Below are 23,839 nucleotides of genomic sequence, written 5' to 3' on the forward strand. Positions count from 1 at the left end.
CTATGGAGCAGTCGTACAAAAAAATAGAAAAGCTTAAAAGCGAGAAGCTTATTGAAAAGCTATTTGCTGAAGGTAAGTCTGTTGTTGCATACCCCTTACGACTTGTGTATTTAAAGACCAGCTTTGATGATGCTGCAATTGTAAAGGCGGGCGTATCAGTAAGTAAACGGAATTTTAAAAAAGCAGTCCAGAGAAACAGATTAAAACGCTTGATGAGAGAGGCTTACAGGCTCAATAAATCAGCCTATTTTAACAACATTACGGAGCAATATGCGTTTATGATTTTGTATACGGGGAAGTCTGATAGCGATTTTAAAACAGTTTCGAAAAAAATGAATACCTTGATGGATGCTTTCTTAAAAAAAGAATCACAGCCTAAACCCTAAACTTTTGACCCTTAGATTATGAAAAAGTTATTGACAAAAAGAATAGTACTCCCTATTCTTATCGGTGTTTTATTTATAACCGGATCAGCATTTAAAGGTGATTTTTTTGAGATTGCCAAACAAATTGAAATCTTCACCACTTTGTTTAAAGAGGTCAACATGAATTATGTGGACGACACAAATCCTGCAGAGTTGATGGATACCGCCATTAAAAGCATGCTTCAAGATTTGGATCCTTACACAAATTTTTACAATGAACAGGATGTAGAAGAATCTAGAATCAACAATACGGACGATTATACAGGTATTGGAGCCAGTGTGTTAACTTTAAAGGATAAGCTGGTCATCTTGGAGCCTTATAAAGATTTTCCTGCGGATAAAGCCGGATTAAAGGCTGGCGATGAAATTATAAAAATAGATCAAACCGTGGTGGCAGATTTTAATGATGATGCGGGCAATTTATTACAAGGTACCGCTGGTACATCCGTAGAAGTCACCTATTTGCGTCAAGGTAAAACACAAACGGCCAGTATTCAAAGAGAAGCTGTAGAAATACACGCCGTACCCCATTATTCTATGGTTGATGATAAAACAGGCTATGTGGTGTTGCGAAAATTCAATGAAAAAGCATCAGCCGAAACTATCAATGCGGTTCGGGTATTAAAAAGTCAAGGTGCCAAACAAATCGTTTTAGATCTTCGAGGTAATTTGGGCGGATTGCTCAATGAAGCCGTAAACATCACCAATATTTTTGTACCTAAAAATCAATTGGTGGTCACCACAAAATCAAAAGTTGATAAGTACAATAAAACCTATTATACCCAAAAAGAAGCCATTGACACTGAGATTCCATTAGTGGTTCTTATTGACGGTAGAAGTGCTTCTGCCAGTGAAATTGTTGCGGGTGCATTACAAGATTTGGATAGAGCAGTGGTAGTAGGGGCCAGAAGCTTCGGTAAAGGCTTGGTACAGCGTCCAAAAGCCTTGGTTTATGGTACCCAAATGAAAATTACCATCTCGCGGTATTACACACCTTCAGGACGCAGCATCCAATCTTTAGACTATTGGAATAGAGACGAATTTGGAAAAGCTACCCGTGTAAAAAAAGAAAATTACACCGCCTTTAAAACCAAACGAGGCAGAACTGTTTATGACGGCGGCGGTATACAACCAGATGTCGAGTTAGACATTACTAAATTAAGTCCGATTACGTCTGCCATTGTCAATGACTTTCTTATTTTTGACTTCGCTACAATGTATTATTATTCTCATGACGTTAAAGATTTAAATTCTTTCAAACTGACGGACGCTGATTTCAATGCTTTTAAAACCTTTTTAAAGGATAAAAATTTCACCTTTGAAACCAAGACCGAAAAAGCATTTGACGATGCGCTAACAGTGGCAACTGATGAAGAGCTACAGAGTGTTATAGATACACAATATACTGACTTATTAAAGTCTTTGTCCGCTTATAAGACCAAAGCTATTGACGACAATAAAACCCAGCTTATGGGCCTATTGTCTGAAGAAATCGTAAAACGCTATTTCTATAGAGAAGGGATGTATGCGTATTATATTTCAAACAATACAGAAATTAGAAAAGGGACAGACATCCTTAAAAGCCCTTCAACTTATTTAGGCTATCTTCAATAAAATTCCGGTGGTCATTTGATAACCTTTGGAGAGATTCCAAAGGTGTGAAATTTTGGTTACTTGGGTTTCGCAAATTATTCAGTCTTTTATCATCCCAATATGTGGAATACCATCCTCAAAATATACATCTCCAATTTCTTTAAATCCTAAAGTATTATAGAAGTTTTTTAAATGCGCTTGGGCTGAAATTTTAATTTTAGTTTCGTTATACCGCTTTTCAATTTCATTTATGGAAGCTTCCATAATAGTATATCCATATTTTAAATGGCGTTCTTCAGCTTTCACTAATACGCGCCCAATGCTCGCATGTTCAAAATAATCGTCGGGTTTAAAAATACGCGTGTACGCTACAATTTTATGATCTTTATACCCTAATACATGTAAGCCATTTTGGTCTTTATAATCGAGATCCTGATAGACACAGTTTTGCTCCACCACAAAGATCTCGCTGCGCAATTGTAAAATAGCATAAAGCTCATCAATAGTGAGTTCTTTAAAGGTTTTAGTGCTAATAGTTAACATTTCTTGATGGTGTATTTTTAAATTATTTATTAATCCTGGACAATAATTTCTTTAGGGTCTTTTTTATTGAATTCTGGTTGAATATTCACATGATTAATTTCAAATTGCTCATGCAGGACCGTTTCAATCTCATGTAAAATGGTATCAAATTCAGACAAACTAATGTCTTCCTTAAATTCTAAATGTGCTTCCAAATGCAGTTCATCATCATTCAAACACCAAATATGTACATGGTGCAATCTATTCACCTTAGAAAGTTGATGGACCACTCTCACCACATCTTTAATATCAATATGGTCTGGCGTAAACAACATCAACATTTTTGAAGATTTGATGAGCAAATCAAACCCTACCCAAATTAAATAAAGCGCAATTAAAAAGGTAAGGACACTATCTACCCAAAACCACTCGTAAAACTTCATCAATAAACCACCAATCAATACGGCTACACTCGCCAACATATCGGTGAGCAGATGTAAGTAGGCCGAACGCATGTTCAAATTGCTCTGTGCATCTTTTTTAAGCAATAACACGCTAAAACCATTGGCTATAATAGCAATAAATGCCAGCCAAATTACTAAAGCTGTTTCAATGGGCTGCGGATTCTGGAACCGCTTAATAGCCTCTATTATTAATAGAATGGCAACAATAACCAACGTAGAAGCATTGATAAAAGCGGCTAAAATCTCAGCGCGTTTATACCCAAAGGTTCTATGGAAAGAAGCTTTTTGTTTTGATAGTTTAGAAGCTACATAGGTAACAATTAAAGAAATAACGTCACTAAAATTATGGAGCGCATCACTTAATAAGGCCAAACTTCCTGAAAGTAAACCACCCACAATTTGTGCCGCGGTAATCAGGATGTTCAGCAAAATAGAAATCACTAAATTTCTATGCTTCTTATCAGGATGTGAATGGTTATGGCCCATGGATTATTGATCCACAGGAATCTTTTTGATACGGTTTTCGTGACGTCCACCTTCAAAAGCGGTATTTAAAAATGTATCTACCATTTCAATGGCTTGTGGCAGGGCCGTAAAGCGGGATGGAATACTCAAAATATTAGCATTATTATGCTGTCGTGCCAACGCCGCAATTTCTTTACTCCAACATAACGCTGAACGCACCCCTTGGTGTTTATTTGCGGTCATATTGGCGCCGTTACCGCTACCGCAGATAATAATTCCAAAATCTACCGTCTTATCCTCAACATCCTTAGCTACGGGATGTACAAAATCAGGATAGTCTACACTATCATTGGTATTGGTTCCGTAATTTTTAACCACGTAATCTTTCTTTTCTAAATGCTTCATAATAGCCTCTTTGTACTCCGTACCAGCGTGATCATTACCAATTGAAATTTTCATATATGTTGTGTTTTGTTTCGTGGATAAAGTTACTAAATGCTCTTAAATAAAAGGATATATTTATACATCTATATAGTAGGACAGAACACGTTGTTAACAACCCTCAAAGTTCTATTCATTACTTGTTAATATCTTGTAGCTAATTTCTAACATTAAAATTTTTATAAACCAGTTATTTTTACAACCAAGCTTACAAACATCAATTCCTAAAATTTAAGCCATTTTCTTCTGTTTACTTATCATTATCAAAAGAGGCTGCTGTAAACATAAAAATAGAATAATCTTATCATGAAAAAGTAAGTATTTAGGGTTATCAACAGTTGTTAATAACAATGAAAATTAACCTTAAAATCAGCGTATTCGGATCAGATAACCTGTTAACTTCATCATAACAAAATGTCAACTACAGACTTTCAAAGCAAAACCTAAAAAAGTTATAACGGCTATTAACATCCCATCATAACCATCATTATTTTTTTTAAATTTAAAGAAAAGCTTATTATAATATATACTATTGTGGATAACTGTTTTAAAACCCAAGTTTAGAGTTTGTAAAAAGTTGCAAGGATTGACTTTTCTTAAATTTGATGTAAAGGAAACTTTCATTTAATATATAAATTGTAGTTTTGTAAAAACTTAATTACCAATCTTCTCCTTTAATTGAGTTACAAATAACAGAATTTCGTTTAACTTTAGAAATTCAATATGATTACATTATAAATGACAAAAAAAAGAAGAAAGGGATCGTCAAACAAGATCTCCAACCTAACAAATACAATTCTAAGTATTTTAAAAAAAGATAGAAACCAATCCTTTAACTATAAACAAATTGCTGCTAAACTTGAGGTTGATGATGCCTCCAGTAGAAATCAAATTATAAAGAAACTACAGGAGTTACTAGTTAAAAAAGAAATAGAAGAAACAGAACGCGGTAAGTTTAAAGCTGTTGTAAATACAGAATATCATACTGGAATCCTCGATATGGCCGCCAGGGGATCAGGATACATTATCAGTGCTGATTTTGATGAAGATGTTTATATCTCTTCAAACAATATCAACAAAGCTTTAAATGGCGATGAAGTTGAATTTTACGTCTATAAACGTAGAAAGCAAGGCAAGTTTGAAGGTGAAATTACAAACATCATCAAGCGTGCTAAAAGCGAGTATGTTGGAGTCATTCAAATTCATGACAATTATGCCTTTGTAGTGGTCAATGGGACTAAGATGTACACAGACATTTTTGTGCCAATCAATAAAATTAACAACGCTGAAAATGGCGATGTGGTATTGGTATCACTTGAAAGCTGGGAACAAAAAGAAGATTCGCCTAAAGGTGCCGTTATAAAAGTTTTAGGAAAGCCTGGAGAACACAATACAGAAATTCACGCTATTCTGGCAGAATATGGTCTTCCATACGATTTTCCTCCGGAAGTCGAAGAATATGCCAATACGCTTGATACCTCAATTACAGATGCTGAAATTGCCAAACGTCGCGATATGCGTGATGTACTCACCTTTACCATCGATCCAAAAGATGCTAAAGATTTTGATGATGCCTTATCATTTGAAATGCTAGATAATGGCTTGTTTGAAATAGGAATTCACATTGCTGATGTGTCGCATTATTTACAAGAGGGCACCATTTTAGATGATGAAGCTTATGAACGTGCAACCTCAGTATATTTGGTAGATAGGGTAGTACCTATGCTTCCAGAGGTGCTGTCCAACAATGCCTGTTCGTTACGTCCCAACGAAGAAAAATATACATTTTCTGCGGTTTTTCAAATGAATAATAAAGCCGAAATTAAATCACAATGGTTTGGAAGAACAGTGACGTATAGTGATGCACGTTTTGCTTATGAAGAAGCACAATCCATTATTGAAACTAAAGAAACTCATATTCCTGAGGAGATTTCCATTACAGGAAAAGCATATGAAGTGGACCAAAAAGTAGCAGATGCTGTTTTAAAAATGGACGATTTGGCAAAAATTATGCGTCGTGAACGTATGAAAGATGGCGCCATTTCATTTGATAAAGTAGAAGTAAAGTTCAATCTGGATGAAGAGGCAAACCCAATTGGGGTATTCTTTAAAACCAGTCAAGATGCCAACAAACTGATTGAAGAATTTATGTTGCTGGCCAATAAAAAAGTAGCACAATATATCGGCAAGCAATCGCCTAAAAAGACCTTTGTATACCGTGTGCATGATGAGCCAGATGCTGCTAAGTTAGCGGCATTACAAGGTGTAGTATCTAAGTTTGGTTACAAACTTAATTTTAAGGATCGCAATAGCATATCGTCTTCCTTAAATGGAATGTTACGCGATGTTCAAGGTAAAGCAGAGCAAAATTTAGTCGATACCTTGACTATTAGAACGATGAGTAAAGCAGAATATACCACGCAAAACATCGGACATTACGGTTTAGCATTTGATTATTATACGCATTTTACCTCACCAATCCGTCGTTATCCTGATGTGATGGTACACCGTTTGTTGCAACATTACCTCGATGGTGATAAATCAGCAAACGAAGCTATTTACGAAGAGAAGTGTAACCACTCCAGTAATATGGAAAACCTGTCTACAAAAGCAGAACGTGATTCGATAAAATACATGCAGATTAAGTTTATGGAAAACCATAAAAATGAAGAATTTGTGGGTGTTATTTCAGGGGTTACGGACTGGGGAATTTATGTAGAAATTGTCAGCAATAAATGTGAAGGTATGGTATCTGTCAGAGATATGAATGATGACCATTATGAATTTGACGAGACAGAATACGCTTTGGTTGGTAAAAAATCAGGCATAAGTTATCAACTTGGGGAAGAAGTAGTTGTAAAAGTTAAAAACACAGATTTAGTTAAGAAACACCTTGATTTTACGCTAATTGGAAAACCACAGATTATAGAATTGTAACAATTGTGCTCTAGGTTCTACTAATCTTTTAAACATCAACTTATGATCCTCACTACCACCAACTCTATAGAAGGGTTTAAAATTTTGGAATATAAAGGCATCGTTTCCGGTATTTCCGTCAACGCTCAAAAAATGACCATGACCTTCAATGTTGAAAAATATTATGAAGGTGTTGGGGTGAGTATGAGTCAAGTAAAGGAGCAGGCCTTTCAACAATTGCAGGACAATGCCAGAAACCTTAATGCCAATGCTATTGTGGGCATAAAGGTAGATATTGAGGTTACTGCCAGTAATTACATAGCCGTTTCTGTTACGGGAACCGCAGTTTCTGTAGCCTAAGTTTTAAGTTATATTTATCAGATGATTTAGTTAAAAAGTGCTTTCAAAGTATTAAATTGAGGGTAGTTTTTTAACTACAGTAGACTTTAAAAATATAAAACACTAATTATGAAAATACTTGTAATGGTAATGTCCCTATTTTTAGGTGTACAATCCATAGCCCAAGAGGGTATAGAAAAAAATATTGGAGATTTTGATGCACTGAAAGTTTACGATTTAATCAATGTGACTTTGGTGAAGGCTAATGAAAATAAAGCGATCATTTCCGGAGACCACAAAAGCGATGTGGAATTGGTTAACAAAAATGGTACCCTGAAAATAAAAATGCGCTTAGGAGAAAAATTTGATGGTAACAAAACTAATGTGACTTTGTATTATAGAAATATTAGGGTTGTGGATGTCAATGAAGGGGCCTATGTGAGTTCTGAAGACACCTTTAAACAGCACAAAATGGAACTCAGAGCCCAAGAAGGCGGCATCATTAAATTGAAGCTGGATGTTAGTGAAAATGAAGTTAAAGCCGTTACAGGTGGTGAAGTACAAGTTTCTGGTAATGCCGTAAGACAGGATATTTCCATAAATACTGGTGGCATTTTCAATGGAAAATCTTTTGAGACAGAAGCTACACATGTATCCATTAGAGCAGCCGGAGAGGCCCATATTAATGCTTCAAAAGTGGCTGATATTAAAATAAGAGCTGGAGGTGATGTGTATATTTACGGAAATCCAGAACAAGTAAATGAGAGCAAGGTGTTGGGTGGCCGTATTAAACGCATGAATTAAAAATCTCTTATGTTATAGGTGTTTGATAATGAACCAATGCCTATGATTGATCAGGTTTTTGAAAACCTCTGAGTACTATAAACACTAAAAATTTATGTAGCTTTGTTGAAACACAAGTTTTATGTTTGACGACATTTTATCGGCTATCCCTTTCGGATTTATACTGGCATTTACAATCGGGCCAGTATTTTTTGTACTTCTGGAAACTGGTGCTACAAAAGGATTTAAAAGTGCCCTAATTTTTGATTTGGGCGTGATGTTGGCGGATATTTTATTTATTGCTGTGGCATTTTTTAGTACCAATAAATTATTGGATAAAATTAAGGATGACCCCAATTTTCTGGTATTTGGCGGTATGATTCTAGTGGTTTACGGCATTATTAGCTTTACAAAAACTTCAAAATCCTTCCGCTCCATTGTTCGAGAATACCATAAGGTGGAACTCCAAAAAAATTACGGTAAGCTTTTTTTAAAGGGATTTTTACTGAATTTTATCAACATCGGTGTACTGGTGGGGTGGGTAGGCTTTATCATCATTGCCAATTCATTCACTGAAACCAAAGGCGGTGTTATTGTCTTTTTAAGTACCATTCTGGTGACCTATTTTATCATCGATATTTTTAAGATTCTTATTGCTAAGAAACTTAAGAATAAGCTCACCCCACGCCTTATTTTTAAGGCAAAAAAGATTATCGCTTTAGTGATCTTGGGTTTTGGAATTTTACTCCTTTCCCAGGTCTTCTTCCCAAAAGAAAAGGAATTGCTTAAAGACCAATTGGAACAAATCAACCCTTTTGACGCCGAATAATCTGCAGGATCACGCAACCATTTCGAATTGGTTCCATCTATTTAGAAACCTTATGTTATGAAAAGCGTACTCATTCTCGTATTAGCTACGTTTATATTCACGGCTTGCAACTCTGACGACGATACTGTCGAAGCAGGAGATTATCTTATTTTCGGTCATTTTTATGGCATGTGTGGAGGAGAAGAATGTGTAGAAATTTTCAAATTGACGGATTCAAAACTCTATGAGGATACCAATGACAATTATACTTTAGATAATTTAAAATTCCGTGAGTTAGACCAAGCCACCTTTGATAAGGTAAAGGATTTTAAAAATGCGATTCCCGAACAATTACTAACAGACGAAACTACTGTTTTTGGATGTCCAGATTGTGCTGATGGCGGTGGATTGTATATCCAACTCTCCTAAAATGAAAAACTATCTACCTGGAACCTCGACCAGATCAAAGAAAATGTACCTGAATATCTCCATAATTTTATTGATGAAGTGAATCAAAAGATCGCACTTATCAACAATAAAGCATAGTTTTTTTGGTCTGAATATTTAATCTTTCTAAAATATTAATATTCGCTTACCAGTTAATCAAGGTCGATAGCAGTCAAACCATTAGAAATTTGAGATAGAGAACTGGACTTTTTTTTAGATTGAATGTTCATCAAATCCGTATGAACATAGATATATGCGTTTTTTTATACTTTTTAAACCAAATAAATCAGCTCTGATCAGACAAATCGGCGTCATCAGCGTTCCTTCGATTCAAACTTTAGAATAAAAAAACCCTCAACATAGTTGAAGGTTTCTTGAGGCATCAAGCGTCCCGATAGTTACCGGGAGAACCGCTGTAGAAGGTTTGATGGCTTTAATTAATTTTTCATAAAAATTTAGAATAAAATAAATAAATCAGCTCTCATCAGACAAATCCGCGTCATCAGCGTTCTTTCGATTTAAAATTTAGAATAAAAAAACCCTCAACTTAGTTGAAGGTTTCTTGAGGCATCAAGCGTCCCGATAGCCATCGGGAGCACCGCTGTAGAAGGTTTATATGCTTTAATCAATTTTTTATAAAAATTTAGAATAAAATAAATAAATCAGCTTTCATCAGACAAATCGGCGTCATCAGCGTTCCTTCGATTTAAAATTTAGAATAAAAAAACCCCCAACATAGTTGAAGGTTTCTTGAGGCATCAAGCGTCCCGATAGCCATCGGGAGCACCGCTGTAGAAGGTTTATGTGCTTTAATCAATTTTTTATAAAAATTTAGAATAAAATAAATAAATCAGCTCTGATCAGACAAATCCGCGTCATCAGCGTTCCTTCGATTTAAAATTTAGAATAAAAAAACCCTCAACATAGTTGAAGGTTTCTTGAGGCATCAAGCGTCCCGATAGCCATCGGGAGCACCGCTGTAGAAGGTTTATATGCTTTAATCAATTTTTTATAAAAATTTAGAATAAAATAAATAAATCAGCTCTCATCAGACAAATCCGCGTCATCAGCGTTCTTTCGATTTAAAATTTAGAATAAAAAAACCCCCAACATAGTTGAAGGTTTCTTGAGGCATCAAGCGTCCCGATAGCCATCGGGAGCACCGCTGTAGAAGGTTTATGTGCTTTAATCAATTTTTTATAAAAATTTAGAATAAAATAAATAAATCAGCTCTCATCAGACAAATCCGCGTCATCAGCGTTCCTTCGATTTAAAATTTAGAATAAAAAAACCCCCAACATAGTTGAAGGTTTCTTGAGGCATCAAGCGGATTCGAACCGCTGTAGAAGGTTTTGCAGACCTCTGCCTAGCCACTCGGCCATGATGCCAAATTTGGAAGTGCAAATGTAAAAAAAATAAACGTGGTAAGCTATATAGTTCTATTTTTTTCGGCTTTCACTCATTTTAATCGTCACTTTTTCCACATCGCCACCAATTGGAGGATTCAATTTACTCACAGAAACGGTCACTTTTGTAACCAACTGATCTTCCTTAAAAATCCGGTTTAAGATCCGTTTGGCTACGGTTTCAAGCAAATATGAAGGCACTTGCATTTCTTCTTTAATAATTTTGTTGAGTAACACGTAATCTACGGTATCACTCAATTTATCAGAGCTTGCAGAGGTTTGTAAATCGGCTTTTACCTTAAGATCTATCCGATAATCACTCCCTATTTTTGTTTCTTCCTTTAAACATCCATGATGCGCAAACACCCTAATATTTTCAACTTTTATGACACCCATAATTCTATTTATAGCCACAAAAATAAGGCATTTATAGAACTAAAAAAATCCCTAATTTTGCAATAGAATTCTTATTGCGCCTAAAAAAGCAACAAAGCACAAGAAATAAGCACGAGTCCTATGTCAGAAGAATCAAAATCCCTCAATTTTATTGAGCACATTATAGAAGAAGATTTAGCCAACGGAATGTCTAAAGATGACCTGAGATTCAGGTTTCCGCCGGAACCAAACGGGTATCTGCATATTGGGCACATCAAAGCCATTGGTATTAGTTTTGGTTTGGGTGAAAAGTATAATGCACCTGTAAATCTTCGGTTCGATGATACCAATCCAGCAAAGGAAGAACAAGAGTATGTAGACGCCATTAAAGAGGATATTTCTTGGTTGGGCTATACATGGGCTGATGAAGTGTATTCTTCTGATTATTTTCAGCAGTTGTATGATTGGGCGGTTCAACTGATAAAAGATGGCAAGGCGTATGTCGATTCGCAGTCGTCTGAAGCCATGGCGGAACAAAAAGGAACACCAACACAACCTGGTATAGATGGCCCGTATCGCAATAGAAGTGTTGAAGAGAATCTAGCACTTTTCGAAAAAATGAAAAATGGCGATTGTGAGGAAGGTTCGCATGTATTGCGTGCAAAAATTGATATGAAGCATACCAATATGCTCATGCGAGATCCCATTATGTACCGTGTGTTAAAGAAACACCACCACAGAACGGGTAACGATTGGTGCATTTATCCAATGTACGATTGGACGCATGGCGAGAGTGATTATTTAGAACGTGTATCCCACAGTTTGTGTTCTCTTGAATTTAAGCCTCATAGAGAGCTTTACGACTGGTTTTTGGACCAAGTGGTTGAATCAGATGAAATACGTCCTAAACAACGCGAATTTGCCCGTTTAAATCTTAGTTATACCATTATGAGCAAACGCAAGTTGCTAAAATTGGTAGAAGAGAAGATTGTTTCCGGTTGGGATGATCCGCGTATGCCTACCATTTCTGGGTTGCGTCGTCGTGGGTATACACCAAATGCCATCCGTAAATTTGTGGAAACTGTTGGGGTTGCCAAACGTGATAATGTGATTGATGTGGCGCTTTTAGAGTTTTGCATTCGTGAAGATTTGAATAAAACTGCGCCTCGAGTCATGGCTGTTTTAGATCCAGTTAAATTGGTCATCACCAATTATCCGGAAGGAAAAGAAGAGTGGTTGGAAGCGGAGAACAACCAGGAAGATGAGGGTATGGGCTTTAGAAAAATCCCTTTTTCTAGAGAACTGTATATTGAAAGAGACGATTTTAAAGAAGAGGCAGGTAGCAAATATTTCAGATTGACGCTAGGGAAACAGGTACGCTTAAAGAATGCTTACATCATTAAAGGTGAAAGCGTTGTTAAAGATGCTGACGGAACTATCATAGAAATTCATTGTACCTATACTGAAGATACTTCTATAAAAGTTAAAGGGACGTTGCATTGGGTGTCTATTAAATACGCTGTAAAAGCAGAGGTTAGAGAATATGATCGGTTGTTTATGGATGCCTCTCCAGATGCGCATGCGGAAAAGGATTTTATGGAATTTTTAAATCCTGAATCGTTAAAAGTTATAAGTGCTTACGTGGAACCAAGTCTAAAAGATGCAAAAGTGGGTGAACGTTACCAATTTCAACGTTTGGGGTATTTTAATGTTGATAAGGATTCGACGGCTGAAAACTTAGTGTTCAATAAAACAGTGGGCTTACGTGATTCTTGGACTAAGGAATCGAATACTGCAAAAACTGAGCAAAAGAATACGCCACAGCAATCGAAACCTAAAAATAATCAACCGCAAAGAAAAGCTATTGATATCATTCAGCAATTAGGGAAAAAATACACCAATTTGCCTGAAGAGAAACAGTTAAAAACCAAAGCAGAGATTCAAGAACTTGCAAAAAATGTGAGTTATGATGATTTGCAGCCCTGGTTTAATACAGCGGCTAAAAAAGTAGGGACGCGTATTGCAACCATGATCACACTGGGTGTATTATTAGAGCAAGGCTTGGAACGCAATGAGGATATTGAGGCGTTTATCGCTTTAGGACTAGACGATAAAAATGAAGCCTTGTCGGCTGAGGCAAAAGCGCTCTAAAGCGTACTATATTTTCTTGGTGTTTTTAACGCTTTTCAATCCGATAAATGGTGTTGAAATTCATACGACCAAATCATTATTGTCCGATAAAGAGTTAAGATCGCTGCGCTTATAGTCCCGATAACTATCGGGAAAAGAACAAAGACTTGATTGTAGCTGAGTAATAAACAGTCGTTATTCTAAATTAAATTTGCCCAATCACTCTAAGTGAAATTGGTTTCAAAAAAAAAGTGTCATTTTTAATTTCTAGAACCAGATTATGTTTTAAAGGAGTTTGAAAACTTTTCACCAGTTTTACCGGGCACTGATGCGATCAAATATATAAAGTAAACATTCAAGAGGCTATCTAAAAAGTCTGTTTTACATAAAAATGTCATATTGAGCGCAGTCGAAATATTTTGATAGGAAACCGTTAGGGTTTTCGACTGGGCTCAAATAGACATAATACGAACAAGAGGTACATCACAAATTCCATTAGAATGGAGTGCATTGATTGCACATGATGTTTTCTTTAAAACAGATGGAAAATCTTAATATTAAATTAAATATTTTGTGGGCTTTGGTAATTTCAGTAACTTTTTTTTCTAAAAGCAGATAAAAGATGGAACTATCACAAGAAATATTAGCAGAAATCACGCAAGTTACCAGAGCTATTGAAGATAATTATCCTGAACTTCAAAAGTATTTGGACGAAAATCCAATGACCCTTCCTAAGGGCGATAATAGTGATGTAGAAATGGATAACGAAGCTTTAAAGGAGTATCTAAATAGTTTGAAGGAACTGGTCATAAAATATGAAAAAGAGCATTAAAAAATAAAAAGCCCCTCATAACTGAGGGGCTTTTTTAATACCTATTGTTTTTTCAGATCATTATCTTTTTTCTTGTTTTTGGCTTCTTTCATAGCTTCACCAATCTGATTGCTTGCCGTAAAACTGGCTACCATATTGTTCAACATATCACTTCCGGCTTGTGGTGAATTAGGTAACAATATCAAGTTACTGTTAACATGTTCTCCAATAGATTGAAGCGTATCATAGTGCTGCGTTACCACAATTAATGCGGACGCTTCTTGAGAGTTGATCCCAACTTTATTAAGTACTTCAACAGATTCTTCAAGACCACGGGCAATTTCACGACGTTGGTCTGCAATACCTTGACCTTGTAAACGTTTGCTTTCCGCCTCAGCTTTCGCACGTTCTACAATTAAAATACGCGCAGCATCACCTTCAAATTGTGCTGCAATTTTTTCACGCTCAGACGCATTAATTCTGTTCATCGCAGCCTTTACCTGAGCATCCGGATCGATATCAGTAACAAGCGTTTTAATAATGTCATAACCATAATCGGACATCGCATCATTCAGCTCGGTTTTAACGGCTATGGCGATGTCATCTTTCTTAACAAATACATCATCCAATTTCATCTTAGGCACTTCCGCACGGACCACGTCAAACACGTAACTTGTAATTTGATCATGTGCATAATCCAGCTTATAAAATGCGTCGTACACTTTTTCTGAAATGACCATAAATTGTACAGAAATCTTTAACCTCACAAAAACGTCATCTAAGGTCTTTGTCTCAACAATAACGTCAAGTTGCTGGATTTTAAGACTCATACGCCCCGCCACACGGTCTACAATTGGAATTTTCATCTGAAGGCCAGAATGTCTAATACTTTGAAATTTCCCGAAGCGTTCAATAATAGCTGCGGATTGCTGCTTAACGGTAAAAAAAGAAGAAATGACGATGATAAAGAGAATAACGGCGATAATGGGAATAATAAACATAACTTGGTTTTTAAGGGTTAGACTATGTAAAATACTAAATTAAACTATATTTACTCTGAAACTTGTATTTTATTCAAAAAGGGCGGTTTCATAGTAATTGTTTTTCAATGAATTATGGAGTTTCTTAAATAAAAAAGCGAAATTTGTTTAAGGAACATCTCAATTTTTATGAAAAATAAACTCGTCATTTTATTAGTCGCTCTCAGTGTAGCATCCGTTACAGTTGCACAAGCACAACAACATATAAAAACAAACAACGATATAGGACTCTACGGTGGTTTCACACAATTTGATATCACTACAGACAACTTTATTACCACAAGTGGTCAGGGCTGGATAGGTGGTCTTGCAGCAAGTGTGGCCTTACCCCATAAATGGTATAACGTCAGTTATACTATCCAAATTGCACAGAATTCTATGGGTATTATGGCAAAACCTAATCTTACTAGTGCGCAAGAAGAGGTAGATTTTAACATGATTACCGCTCAGGTAGCGTTTTTGGTCCATCTCAAAGTCATTCAGGAGTATCTCACTATTGATGTAGGCCCAATGATACAGTATACTGGTGATTTAGAGGTGGAAAACGAACGTCAAGGAAGTTATATCATAGAGAATTATACCCGCGTTACGGCTAAAGATATTTATAAAATCTCTCCGTTTAATATTAATGGTGCAGTTGGTGTGTCTGCTGGATTTCCATCATTCAAATTGAGAGGCCAATATATTTATGGGTTTACCAATATATTAAACCAACTTAATGATGAGAAGTTTGCTGGAGAGACCAATACGAGTAAATTTAAAGGTAATCAAAGCATGTTTGCATTAACCGCGATGATTATATTTTAGTCCTATTCATTACAGTTAGAAAGAATCCTGAAATATAAAAAGGCTTAGTTATACGTGTTGGAAACTAAGCCTTTTATAGAAATAAATTATAGAATTATGTGGCCTGCACCAAATTGTCGATACGTTGTACGGTTTCTGCTTTTCCAATCATAAAAATGATTTCAAAAACATCCGGACCCTGCATGGCGCCAACCAATGCTAAACGCAACGGTTGCATGACTTTGCCAAACCCAATACCTTTTGTATCAATCCAGGTTTTAACATCTGATTGAATATTATCTACTGTAAAATCTGAACTATGACTGATTATTTGGGCCAGTTCGTTCATTAGTTCACGTGTTTCGTCATTCATTATTTTTGCGAATGCCTTTTCATCATAGCTTTTAGGAACTTCAAAAAAGAATGATGATAAGTCCCAAAAATCAGAGATAAATATAGCGCGTTCTTTAATCATTGCAATAACTAAAGCGATGTAATTAACATCTATGGTTTCTAATTGAGGTTGACTGTTTTTAAAAGCTTCAGCCAGTTCATCATTATGTTGCATTTGCATGTATTGATGATTGAACCATTTAATTTTGTCCGGATCAAAACGTGCACCTGATTTGTGAACACGTTCCAGTTCAAAAGCTTCTATAAGTTCATCCATTGAAAACAATTCTTGTTCTGTACCTGGATTCCAACCTAAAAAGGCTAAAAAGTTGACCAAGGCATCATTAAAGTAGCCGTCTTCTTTATAACCACGTGAAACATCAGAAGTTTGTGGATCTTTCCATTCTAAAGGAAAAACAGGAAAGCCTAACTTATCACCATCACGCTTGCTCAACTTTCCTTTTCCGGTAGGTTTTAAAAGTAATGGTAAATGTGCAAATTGAGGTCTATCCCATCCAAAAGCATCATACAATTGATAATGGAGGGCTAGGGAGGGTAACCATTCTTCGCCACGAATAACGTGGGTAATGTCCATTAAATGGTCATCCACAATATTGGCCAAATGGTAGGTGGGCATTCCATCACTCTTAAACAATACTTTATCATCTAAAATATTGGTGTCAATACTAATATCGCCTCTAACCATATCGGTCAAATGCAAGGTTTGGTCTTTAGGCGATTTAAATCTGATGACAAAATCTTCACCAGTATCCAATTTCTTTTGTGTTTCTTCTGCAGATAATGAAATGGAGTTTAATAGTAACTTTCTATTATGCCAATTGTAAATAAAGGTTTTCCCTTTAGATTCGTGGTCTTTTCTATGGTGTTCTAAACTTTCAGCAGTGTCAAACGCATAATAGGCGTTGCCAGAAGCAACCAATTGCTCCGCATAATCTTTATATAAATGTTTGCGTTCACTTTGTCTATAAGGAGCAAATTTTTCATTCTTTCCCGGGCCTTCGTCATAAGGAATATGACACCAGTTTAGAGCGTCAATAATATATTGTTCAGCCCCTTCAACATAACGATTTTGGTCAGTATCCTCTATTCTTAAAATAAAAGTACCATTATGTTTTTTCGCAAATAAATAGTTGAATAAGGCGGTACGGACACCACCAATATGAAGTGGTCCTGTTGGACTTGGTGCAAAACGCACACGAACGTGATCAGTCATTTTGTTTGATTTAAGACTACAAAGATAGATTTTTCCAATGCAATCCGGAAGCTTCGGCGAAGGTTTAGAGTTCAAAAGTTTATTCAGATGATGCAGCTGCCACTACTAAACAACGGAAGGCTTGCTTAATGACGGAATCTTATGGGAGAAGAGGTAGATAAAGTTGATTTTTACTTCAAAACACAAGAAACCTTCTCTAAATTAACATAAGCTTATCTGATAAGGATAATTTTAGCTTAAAATAAAATCGTAATTTAGTAGGTTAGATAGCCAGTACTTCCAGACCTGATATGAACAATTTCAAGACCATACAAAACAAACTCGAGCAATTTATCAGACGGTACTACACCAACGAGTTGCTAAAAGGCAGTATTTTGTTTTTCGCCATTGGTTTGCTTTATTTATTGATCACCTTGTTTATTGAATATATTTTGTGGCTGAACCCGACGGCTAGAGCTATTTTATTTTGGGTTTTTGTGGTGGTGGAAGTAGGGTTATTGGTGCGTTTTATTTTATGGCCATTATTGAAATTAGTCAAACTTCAAAAAGGCATTAATTATGATAAGGCTTCTAAAATTATAGGAAGGCATTTCCCTGAAGTCAGTGATAAGTTGTTGAATGTGCTTCAGCTGCAAAGAAACTCAGAACAGTCTGAACTGTTATTGGCGAGTATTGAGCAAAAATCGGCAGAGTTACAACCCATACCTTTTAAAAGGGCTGTGAATTTCAGGAAAAACATGATCTATTTAAAGTATGCTGCGATACCCGTCGGAATTTTATTGCTAACTTTTTTAACCGGTCATTTTAATTGGTTTAGCGACAGCTACGAGCGTGTGGTCAATTATAAAACGGCTTATGAACCACCTGCACCGTTTCAGTTTTTTGTAGTAAATGATAATTTGCAGGCTGTAGAAAACAAAAATTTTAAATTGGTGGTAAAGACTGCGGGAAAAATTGTGCCTGAAAATGCGCAGATTCATTATTCGGGGGAAACTTATTTTTTAAGACAAACGGCACCTAGAGCTTTTGAATATGTTTTTCCGCAATTAAAGGATGCAATTTCATTTACACTTTCAGCAAATGAAGTGATCTCAAAACCGTATCACTTAAACGTGGTTATGGTGCCTACCTTGGTCAACTTTGAAATGGTTTTAAATTATCCAGCATATACCAATCTAACTGACGAAGTTTTAAAAAGTACGGGAAACACGACAATACCTGAGGGCACGAACGTTACTTGGAAAATCAAGGCGCGCTCTACAGATCAAGTGGTCATGTATGCCGGTGATACCGTTGGTTTCGAGATGAAGAGCTCGGGTGAGTTTGAGACCTCTAAACGTCTATTCTCCAGATTGGATTATAACATTGCAACCAGTAACCAAGCGTTGAAGGATTACGAAAATATTGCTTACAGTATTCAGGTGATTAAAGATGGCTACCCGGAGCTGAATATAAAGGTTGAAAGAGATTCCATTGATCAACAATCCCTTTATTTTTATGGTCAGGCAAGTGATGATTATGGTTTAAGTAAACTTCAATTGGTGTATTATAATTCTGATAATGAAGACGATAAAAAGGTGGAACCTCTGCCTATAACGGCTTCAAATTTTGCTGAGTTTATCAGTGCTTTCCCTAATAATTTAACCTTGGAAGAGGGGGTTAATTACGAATTATACTTCCAAGTGTTTGATAATGATGCTCTTCACAACTTTAAAAGCGTGAAAAGTAAAGTATTTTCTTACAGAAAACTTACTAAAGATGAGGAAGAGCGCAGGCAATTGCAAGAACAGAGTGAAACCATCAAAAATATGGACAACTCGTTTGAGAAGTTAAAACTTCAGGATTTACAATTGGAGGAATTGTCTAAAACCCAAAAGGAGAAAGAACAACTTAATTTTAGTGATAGGAAAAAGCTTGAAAATTTTATAAAGCGCCAGAAGCAGCAGGAGGAAATGATGCAGAATTTCAATCAGCAACTAAAAGAGAATTTGGAGGATTTTCAAAAAGAAAACAATGAACATGACCCGTTTAAAGAAGATCTTAAAGAACGCTTGAAGGATAATGAAGAGCAGCTCCAAAATGATGAAAAGCTATTACAGGAACTGGAAAAACTCCAAGATAAAATCCAGAAAGAAGAACTTACTAAAAAGTTGGATGAGTTGGCCAAACAAAATAAGAATAAACAAAAGAGTTTACAGCAATTATTGGAATTAACCAAGCGTTACTATGTAGCCAAAAAGACTGAAAAACTGCAACAGGAACTTGAAAAACTGGCAGACGATCAAGATCAATTGTCTAAAGAAGACATAGAATCAAACACCAAGGAAAAGCAGGACGAGTTGAGTAAGGAATTCGAGAAGTTCCAAAAAGAATTGGAAGAACTTCAAAAGGATAATAAGGCTTTAAAGAAACCTTTCGATGTGCCTCAGGATGTTGAAGCCGAAAAGGAGATCCAGAAAGATCAACAGGAAGCCTCTGACCAACTTGAAAAGAAAGAAGCCTCTGAAGAAAAAAAAGATCAAAACGATGCCAATCAAAAACAAAAGGATGCGCAAAAAAAGCAAAAGGATGCTTCCAAGAAAATGAAAGAAATGAGTGCTAAGATGTCGCAATCCATGATGTCTGGGGGCAAAGAACAGTTACAGGAAGATGCGGCCATGTTGCGTCAAATTTTGGATAATTTAGTGCTATTTTCTTTTGGTCAAGAAGCTTTGATGAACCAATTTAAAAGCATTCAAATCAATCATAATCAATATGGCAAATTTTTACGGAAGCAGAGTAGTTTAAGAGAGCATTTTGAGCATATAGATGATAGTCTGTTTGCGTTAGCGCTCCGTCAGCCTAAACTTTCTGAGCAAGTCAATACTAAAATTACAGAAGTGTTTTTCAATATTGATAAGTCTATGGGTCAGCTTTCAGAAAATTACTTATATCCTGGTATAGCAACCCAACAATATACCATCACCGCTACTAACGACCTTTCGAGTTTTTTAAGTGACATTTTGGATACTATGGAATCTGACATGAATCCGGGTCAAGGAGAAGGCGCAGGAAAGGGCCTAGGGCAAGAGGGGGGTAAAGGCGGGATGCAATTACCCGATATCATCATGAGTCAGGAAGAGTTGAATAAGCAAATGGAAGAAGGGCTTAAAAAGGCTAATTCAGGAAAGTCAAAAGAGGGAGAAAGTGGTAATGACGGTGAAGGTAAAGAGGGTAAAGATGGGAAGGGTAAGTCTGGTGAAGGTTCTAATGGTGAAGGTGAAGGTGATGGCAAAGGATCCTCCGAAAGTTTGAATGGAGAGCTCTATCGTATCTATCAAGAGCAACAAAAGTTGCGTCAGGCATTAGAAAAAAAGTTACAAGAATTAGGTAAAAATGTACAAGGGGAGCAATTGCTCAAACAAATGGAACATATAGCATCGGATTTAATCAACAATGGGTTTACCAATCAAACTTTACAACGAATGATGAACTTGCAACATCAACTGCTTAAATTAGAAAATGCGACATTTTTACAGGGCGAAGAGAACAAAAGAGAGTCTCATACCAACAGGAAACAGTTTGACAATACTACCAATAATCAGATTCCTACGGCTAAAGAATATTTTAATACTACTGAAATATTAAATCGTCAAGCCTTACCTTTGCAGCAACTTTACAAAAAGAAGGTTCAAGACTATTTTAAAAAAGAGAATGATCAGCTTTAACTACGAAACAGAATTTCAATTACAAAATGAACCGGCATTGTCTCAGTGGATCTCAAATGCCATCATAAATGAAGGGTTTAATGAAGGCGAAATCAACTATATTTTTTGTGATGATGCCTACCTTTTAGATTTGAACATTCAATTTCTGGAACATGATACCCTGACGGACATCATCAGTTTCGATTATTCCCTTGGCAAACAAGTTAACGGCGATGTGTATATCTCAGTGGAAAGAGTTAGAGAGAATGCGGATGATTATGAGGTAAGTTTTGAGAACGAGATGAGCCGTGTTTTGATTCATGGTATTCTACACTATTGTGGCTACAAAGATAAGACTGAGGCTGACGGGGCTTTGATGCGCGAGAAAGAAAATTACTACATCTCGCAACTGGACTGAGTTTCAGTAATTTCACGTATATTTGCAGACTTTTTTATAAGGCCTTTAATTGAGAGGGTTGCATTTTGGGTTTCTGTTGTTAACGTGAGATCTTAATGGTTAAAATTAGAATGTTCCACGTGGAACATATAAGAATTAAAATTTACAAACTATGTTTGAAAATATATATGATGTGATTGTTGTTGGCGGGGGTCATGCTGGTAGTGAAGCTGCTGCGGCTGCGGCCAACATGGGGTGTTCGACCCTTTTAATTACCATGAATCTTCAAAATATTGCGCAAATGTCCTGCAATCCTGCCATGGGTGGAATTGCAAAGGGTCAAATTGTGCGGGAGATTGATGCGCTTGGCGGTTATAGTGGGATTGTGAGCGATACGTCGGCTATTCAGTTTAAGATGCTGAACAAATCTAAAGGGCCTGCCATGTGGAGTCCTCGCGTGCAAAGTGACCGGATGCGATTTGCAGAAGATTGGCGATTGATGTTGGAAGGCACTCCTAATTTAGATTTTTATCAGGATATGGTGTCAGGTTTGATTGTGGAGAATCATCAAGTTGTTGGGGTGAAAACATCTTTAGGATTAGAAATTAAAGCCAAAACCGTGGTGCTTACAAATGGTACATTTTTAAATGGTTTGATCCATATAGGCGATAAGAATTTTGGAGGTGGAAGAGCTGGGGAAAGGGCCGCAACTGGCATCACTGAGCAGCTTGTGCAATTGGGTTTTGAGTCCGGAAGAATGAAAACAGGTACGCCTCCAAGGGTGGACGGAAGGTCTTTGGACTATTCCAAAATGGAAGTGCAGCCAGGGGACGATGTTCCAGAGAAATTCTCTTACTCTGATATTACAAAGCCCTTGACGCGTCAGCGCGATTGCCATATGAGTTACACAAGTCCGCTTGTACATGATTTATTGCGCGAGGGGTTTGATCGGTCACCAATGTTTAATGGCCGAATTCAAAGTACGGGACCGCGTTATTGTCCGTCAATAGAGGACAAGATCAATCGGTTTGCAACTAAAGAACGGCATCAGTTGTTTGTAGAGCCGGAAGGTTGGAACACGGTTGAAGTTTATGTCAATGGGTTTTCAACGTCGCTTCCAGAGGATGTCCAATTTAAAGCCTTACGCTCCGTTGTAGGATTTGAAAATGTGAAATTTTTCAGACCTGGGTATGCTATTGAGTATGATTATTTCCCTCCTACGCAATTGAAGCATACGCTAGAAACCAAATTGGTAAAAGGTCTTTTTTTTGCGGGTCAAATTAACGGTACTACCGGTTACGAAGAAGCAGCGTCTCAAGGATTGATGGCGGGAATTAATGCCGCACTACAGGTTCAAGAAAAAGTGGAATTTATATTAAAACGCAATGAAGCTTATATTGGGGTTTTGGTCGATGATTTGATTACAAAAGGAACGGAAGAGCCTTATCGAATGTTTACCTCTCGTGCCGAGTACAGAACTTTACTGCGTCAGGACAATGCCGATTTAAGGTTGTCACCTAAAGGTTATGAACTTGGCTTGGTAAGTGAAAAACGTCTGAAACGCATGGAAGATAAACATACCAAAGCGCAATCTTTTGTTGAATTTTTTAGAACCACAAGTGTATCATCTGAAGATATCAACCCTATTTTAAAAGACAATGATTCCGCATTGGTAAATCAGTCGGGGAAGTTGTTTAAAATCTTTGCAAGACCAAATATTGCGATGGAAGACATAAGAAAAATAGAGAGTGTAGAAGCTTATATTCAGAAGCACGATCTCGATAAGGAGATTATTGAGCAGACGGAGATACAGGTAAAATACTCTGGATATATTGACAAGGAAAAGAATAATGCAGATAAGTTAAACCGTCTGGAGGATCTCAAGATTCCGTCGGATTTTGATTATTCTAAATTGAAATCGATGAGTATTGAGGCTCGTCAGAAGTTAGAAAAAATACAGCCGCGAACTATTTCGCAGGCCTCTCGGATTAGTGGAGTGTCTCCGAGTGATGTGTCTGTGCTTTTAGTCTATATGGGACGATAATTCCTAAGTTAAAACCAAACGTTCCACGTGGAACGTTTGGTTTTAATTGTAATATGTTCGCTCAAATGGCGAATAGATATTTGTAAGCCTGACTAAAATCGAAGACAATACTTTATACTTAGATGGATTGTTTTGCGAAAAAAAAATGGCTTTACAACAGCTGAATTAGGTCAATATAGTATAGGGATCTAATACAACGTGTCTCCGTAGAGTTAATCATTTATAATTTTAAATGGCATGGGAGTGAAGTAACCAAAAAATTCCTCAGAAGAAGTTGCTGTTAATTGCGACAAAAAATGCTTTCTATTTCTTAAATTTGCTTACTTAATTCGCA

The 23,839-nt window shown here is 36.5% G+C and carries 19 protein-coding genes and 1 tRNA gene; 13 read left to right on the forward strand and 7 right to left on the reverse strand.

The window, feature by feature from the left end; translation table 11 throughout:
* Positions 1–2 precede the first annotated feature (2 nt).
* Both rnpA and JEM65_RS03105 read left to right on the forward strand, forming a co-directional pair.
* Complete coding sequence (gene rnpA / locus JEM65_RS03100; RefSeq protein ID WP_199597099.1) at positions 3–386, forward strand: ribonuclease P protein component; 384 nt, start codon at positions 3–5, stop codon at positions 384–386.
* Positions 387–404: 18 nt separating this feature from the next.
* Positions 405–2,039 carry a S41 family peptidase gene (locus JEM65_RS03105; protein ID WP_199597100.1) on the forward strand — a complete coding sequence of 545 codons (1,635 nt, stop codon included), beginning with the start codon at positions 405–407 and terminating at the stop codon, positions 2,037–2,039.
* Positions 2,040–2,117: 78 nt separating this feature from the next.
* Here the strand turns inward: JEM65_RS03105 and JEM65_RS03110 are convergent, their stop codons facing one another.
* Genes JEM65_RS03110 through rpiB form a run of 3 tightly spaced genes read right to left on the reverse strand, consistent with a single transcriptional unit; the run spans position 2,118 to position 3,928 of the window.
* Entirely contained in the window at positions 2,118–2,561 is a 444-nt protein-coding gene (locus JEM65_RS03110; RefSeq protein WP_199597101.1) for a GNAT family N-acetyltransferase, read from the reverse strand.
* A gap of 29 nt (positions 2,562–2,590) precedes the next feature.
* On the reverse strand, positions 2,591–3,490 hold the full coding sequence (locus JEM65_RS03115; RefSeq protein WP_199597102.1) for a cation diffusion facilitator family transporter: 900 nt from the start codon (positions 3,488–3,490) through the stop codon (positions 2,591–2,593).
* A 3-nt stretch (positions 3,491–3,493) separates the two neighbouring features.
* Positions 3,494–3,928 carry a ribose 5-phosphate isomerase B gene (gene rpiB / locus JEM65_RS03120; RefSeq protein ID WP_199597103.1) on the reverse strand — a complete coding sequence of 145 codons (435 nt, stop codon included), beginning with the start codon at positions 3,926–3,928 and terminating at the stop codon, positions 3,494–3,496.
* A 720-nt stretch (positions 3,929–4,648) separates the two neighbouring features.
* Between rpiB and rnr the strand changes: the two genes are divergently transcribed.
* The 5 genes from rnr (at position 4,649) to JEM65_RS03145 (ending at position 9,185) form a co-directional block, all read left to right on the forward strand.
* A complete protein-coding gene (rnr, locus tag JEM65_RS03125) occupies positions 4,649–6,847 on the forward strand; it encodes a ribonuclease R (protein WP_199597104.1) in 2,199 nt (732 codons plus the stop codon).
* 42 nt (positions 6,848–6,889) lie between these two features.
* Positions 6,890–7,186, forward strand: a complete 297-nt coding sequence (locus tag JEM65_RS03130) for a YbjQ family protein (RefSeq protein WP_199597105.1) — start codon at positions 6,890–6,892, stop codon at positions 7,184–7,186.
* Between the two features lie 108 nt (positions 7,187–7,294).
* A complete protein-coding gene (locus JEM65_RS03135; RefSeq protein WP_199597106.1) occupies positions 7,295–7,969 on the forward strand; it encodes a head GIN domain-containing protein in 675 nt (224 codons plus the stop codon).
* A 121-nt stretch (positions 7,970–8,090) separates the two neighbouring features.
* Positions 8,091–8,777: a LysE family translocator gene (locus tag JEM65_RS03140; RefSeq protein WP_199597107.1), complete on the forward strand. Its 687-nt coding sequence runs from the start codon at positions 8,091–8,093 to the stop codon at positions 8,775–8,777.
* A gap of 57 nt (positions 8,778–8,834) precedes the next feature.
* Positions 8,835–9,185: a hypothetical protein gene (locus tag JEM65_RS03145; RefSeq protein ID WP_199597108.1), complete on the forward strand. Its 351-nt coding sequence runs from the start codon at positions 8,835–8,837 to the stop codon at positions 9,183–9,185.
* A 1,335-nt stretch (positions 9,186–10,520) separates the two neighbouring features.
* On the opposite strand, the gene JEM65_RS03150 is transcribed toward JEM65_RS03145, so the two are convergent.
* A tRNA-Cys gene (locus tag JEM65_RS03150) sits at positions 10,521–10,591 on the reverse strand.
* 51 nt (positions 10,592–10,642) lie between these two features.
* Positions 10,643–11,005, reverse strand: a complete 363-nt coding sequence (folB, locus tag JEM65_RS03155) for a dihydroneopterin aldolase (RefSeq protein WP_199597109.1) — start codon at positions 11,003–11,005, stop codon at positions 10,643–10,645.
* Between the two features lie 120 nt (positions 11,006–11,125).
* Between folB and JEM65_RS03160 the strand changes: the two genes are divergently transcribed.
* Together JEM65_RS03160 and JEM65_RS03165 are read left to right on the forward strand one after the other, a co-directional pair.
* Positions 11,126–13,135 carry a glutamine--tRNA ligase/YqeY domain fusion protein gene (locus JEM65_RS03160; protein WP_199597110.1) on the forward strand — a complete coding sequence of 670 codons (2,010 nt, stop codon included), beginning with the start codon at positions 11,126–11,128 and terminating at the stop codon, positions 13,133–13,135.
* Positions 13,136–13,736: 601 nt separating this feature from the next.
* Positions 13,737–13,946, forward strand: coding sequence for a hypothetical protein (locus JEM65_RS03165; RefSeq protein WP_199597111.1), 210 nt, complete (start codon positions 13,737–13,739; stop codon positions 13,944–13,946).
* A 41-nt stretch (positions 13,947–13,987) separates the two neighbouring features.
* Here the strand turns inward: JEM65_RS03165 and JEM65_RS03170 are convergent, their stop codons facing one another.
* A complete protein-coding gene (locus JEM65_RS03170) occupies positions 13,988–14,926 on the reverse strand; it encodes an SPFH domain-containing protein (protein WP_199597112.1) in 939 nt (312 codons plus the stop codon).
* A gap of 168 nt (positions 14,927–15,094) precedes the next feature.
* Between JEM65_RS03170 and JEM65_RS03175 the strand changes: the two genes are divergently transcribed.
* The gene (locus tag JEM65_RS03175) at positions 15,095–15,772 is read left to right on the forward strand and encodes a hypothetical protein (RefSeq protein WP_199597113.1); all 678 of its coding nucleotides are present in this window, start codon (positions 15,095–15,097) and stop codon (positions 15,770–15,772) included.
* Between the two features lie 94 nt (positions 15,773–15,866).
* Here the strand turns inward: JEM65_RS03175 and gltX are convergent, their stop codons facing one another.
* A complete protein-coding gene (gene gltX, locus JEM65_RS03180; protein ID WP_199597114.1) occupies positions 15,867–17,378 on the reverse strand; it encodes a glutamate--tRNA ligase in 1,512 nt (503 codons plus the stop codon).
* A gap of 290 nt (positions 17,379–17,668) precedes the next feature.
* On the opposite strand from gltX, the gene JEM65_RS03185 reads away from it, so the two are divergent.
* The 3 genes from JEM65_RS03185 to mnmG all read left to right on the forward strand — a co-directional run bounded on the left by JEM65_RS03185 (position 17,669) and on the right by mnmG (position 23,505).
* A complete protein-coding gene (locus tag JEM65_RS03185; RefSeq protein ID WP_199597115.1) occupies positions 17,669–21,085 on the forward strand; it encodes a DUF4175 family protein in 3,417 nt (1,138 codons plus the stop codon).
* Complete coding sequence (gene ybeY / locus JEM65_RS03190; protein WP_199597116.1) at positions 21,072–21,482, forward strand: rRNA maturation RNase YbeY; 411 nt, start codon at positions 21,072–21,074, stop codon at positions 21,480–21,482. Before JEM65_RS03185 ends, ybeY begins: the two co-directional genes overlap by 14 nt.
* A 151-nt stretch (positions 21,483–21,633) precedes the next feature.
* Positions 21,634–23,505: a tRNA uridine-5-carboxymethylaminomethyl(34) synthesis enzyme MnmG gene (gene mnmG / locus JEM65_RS03195; protein ID WP_199597117.1), complete on the forward strand. Its 1,872-nt coding sequence runs from the start codon at positions 21,634–21,636 to the stop codon at positions 23,503–23,505.
* Positions 23,506–23,839 lie beyond the last annotated feature (334 nt).

It is taken from the genome of Gelidibacter salicanalis (genome assembly GCF_016469035.1).
Classification (GTDB): domain Bacteria; phylum Bacteroidota; class Bacteroidia; order Flavobacteriales; family Flavobacteriaceae; genus Gelidibacter; species Gelidibacter salicanalis_A.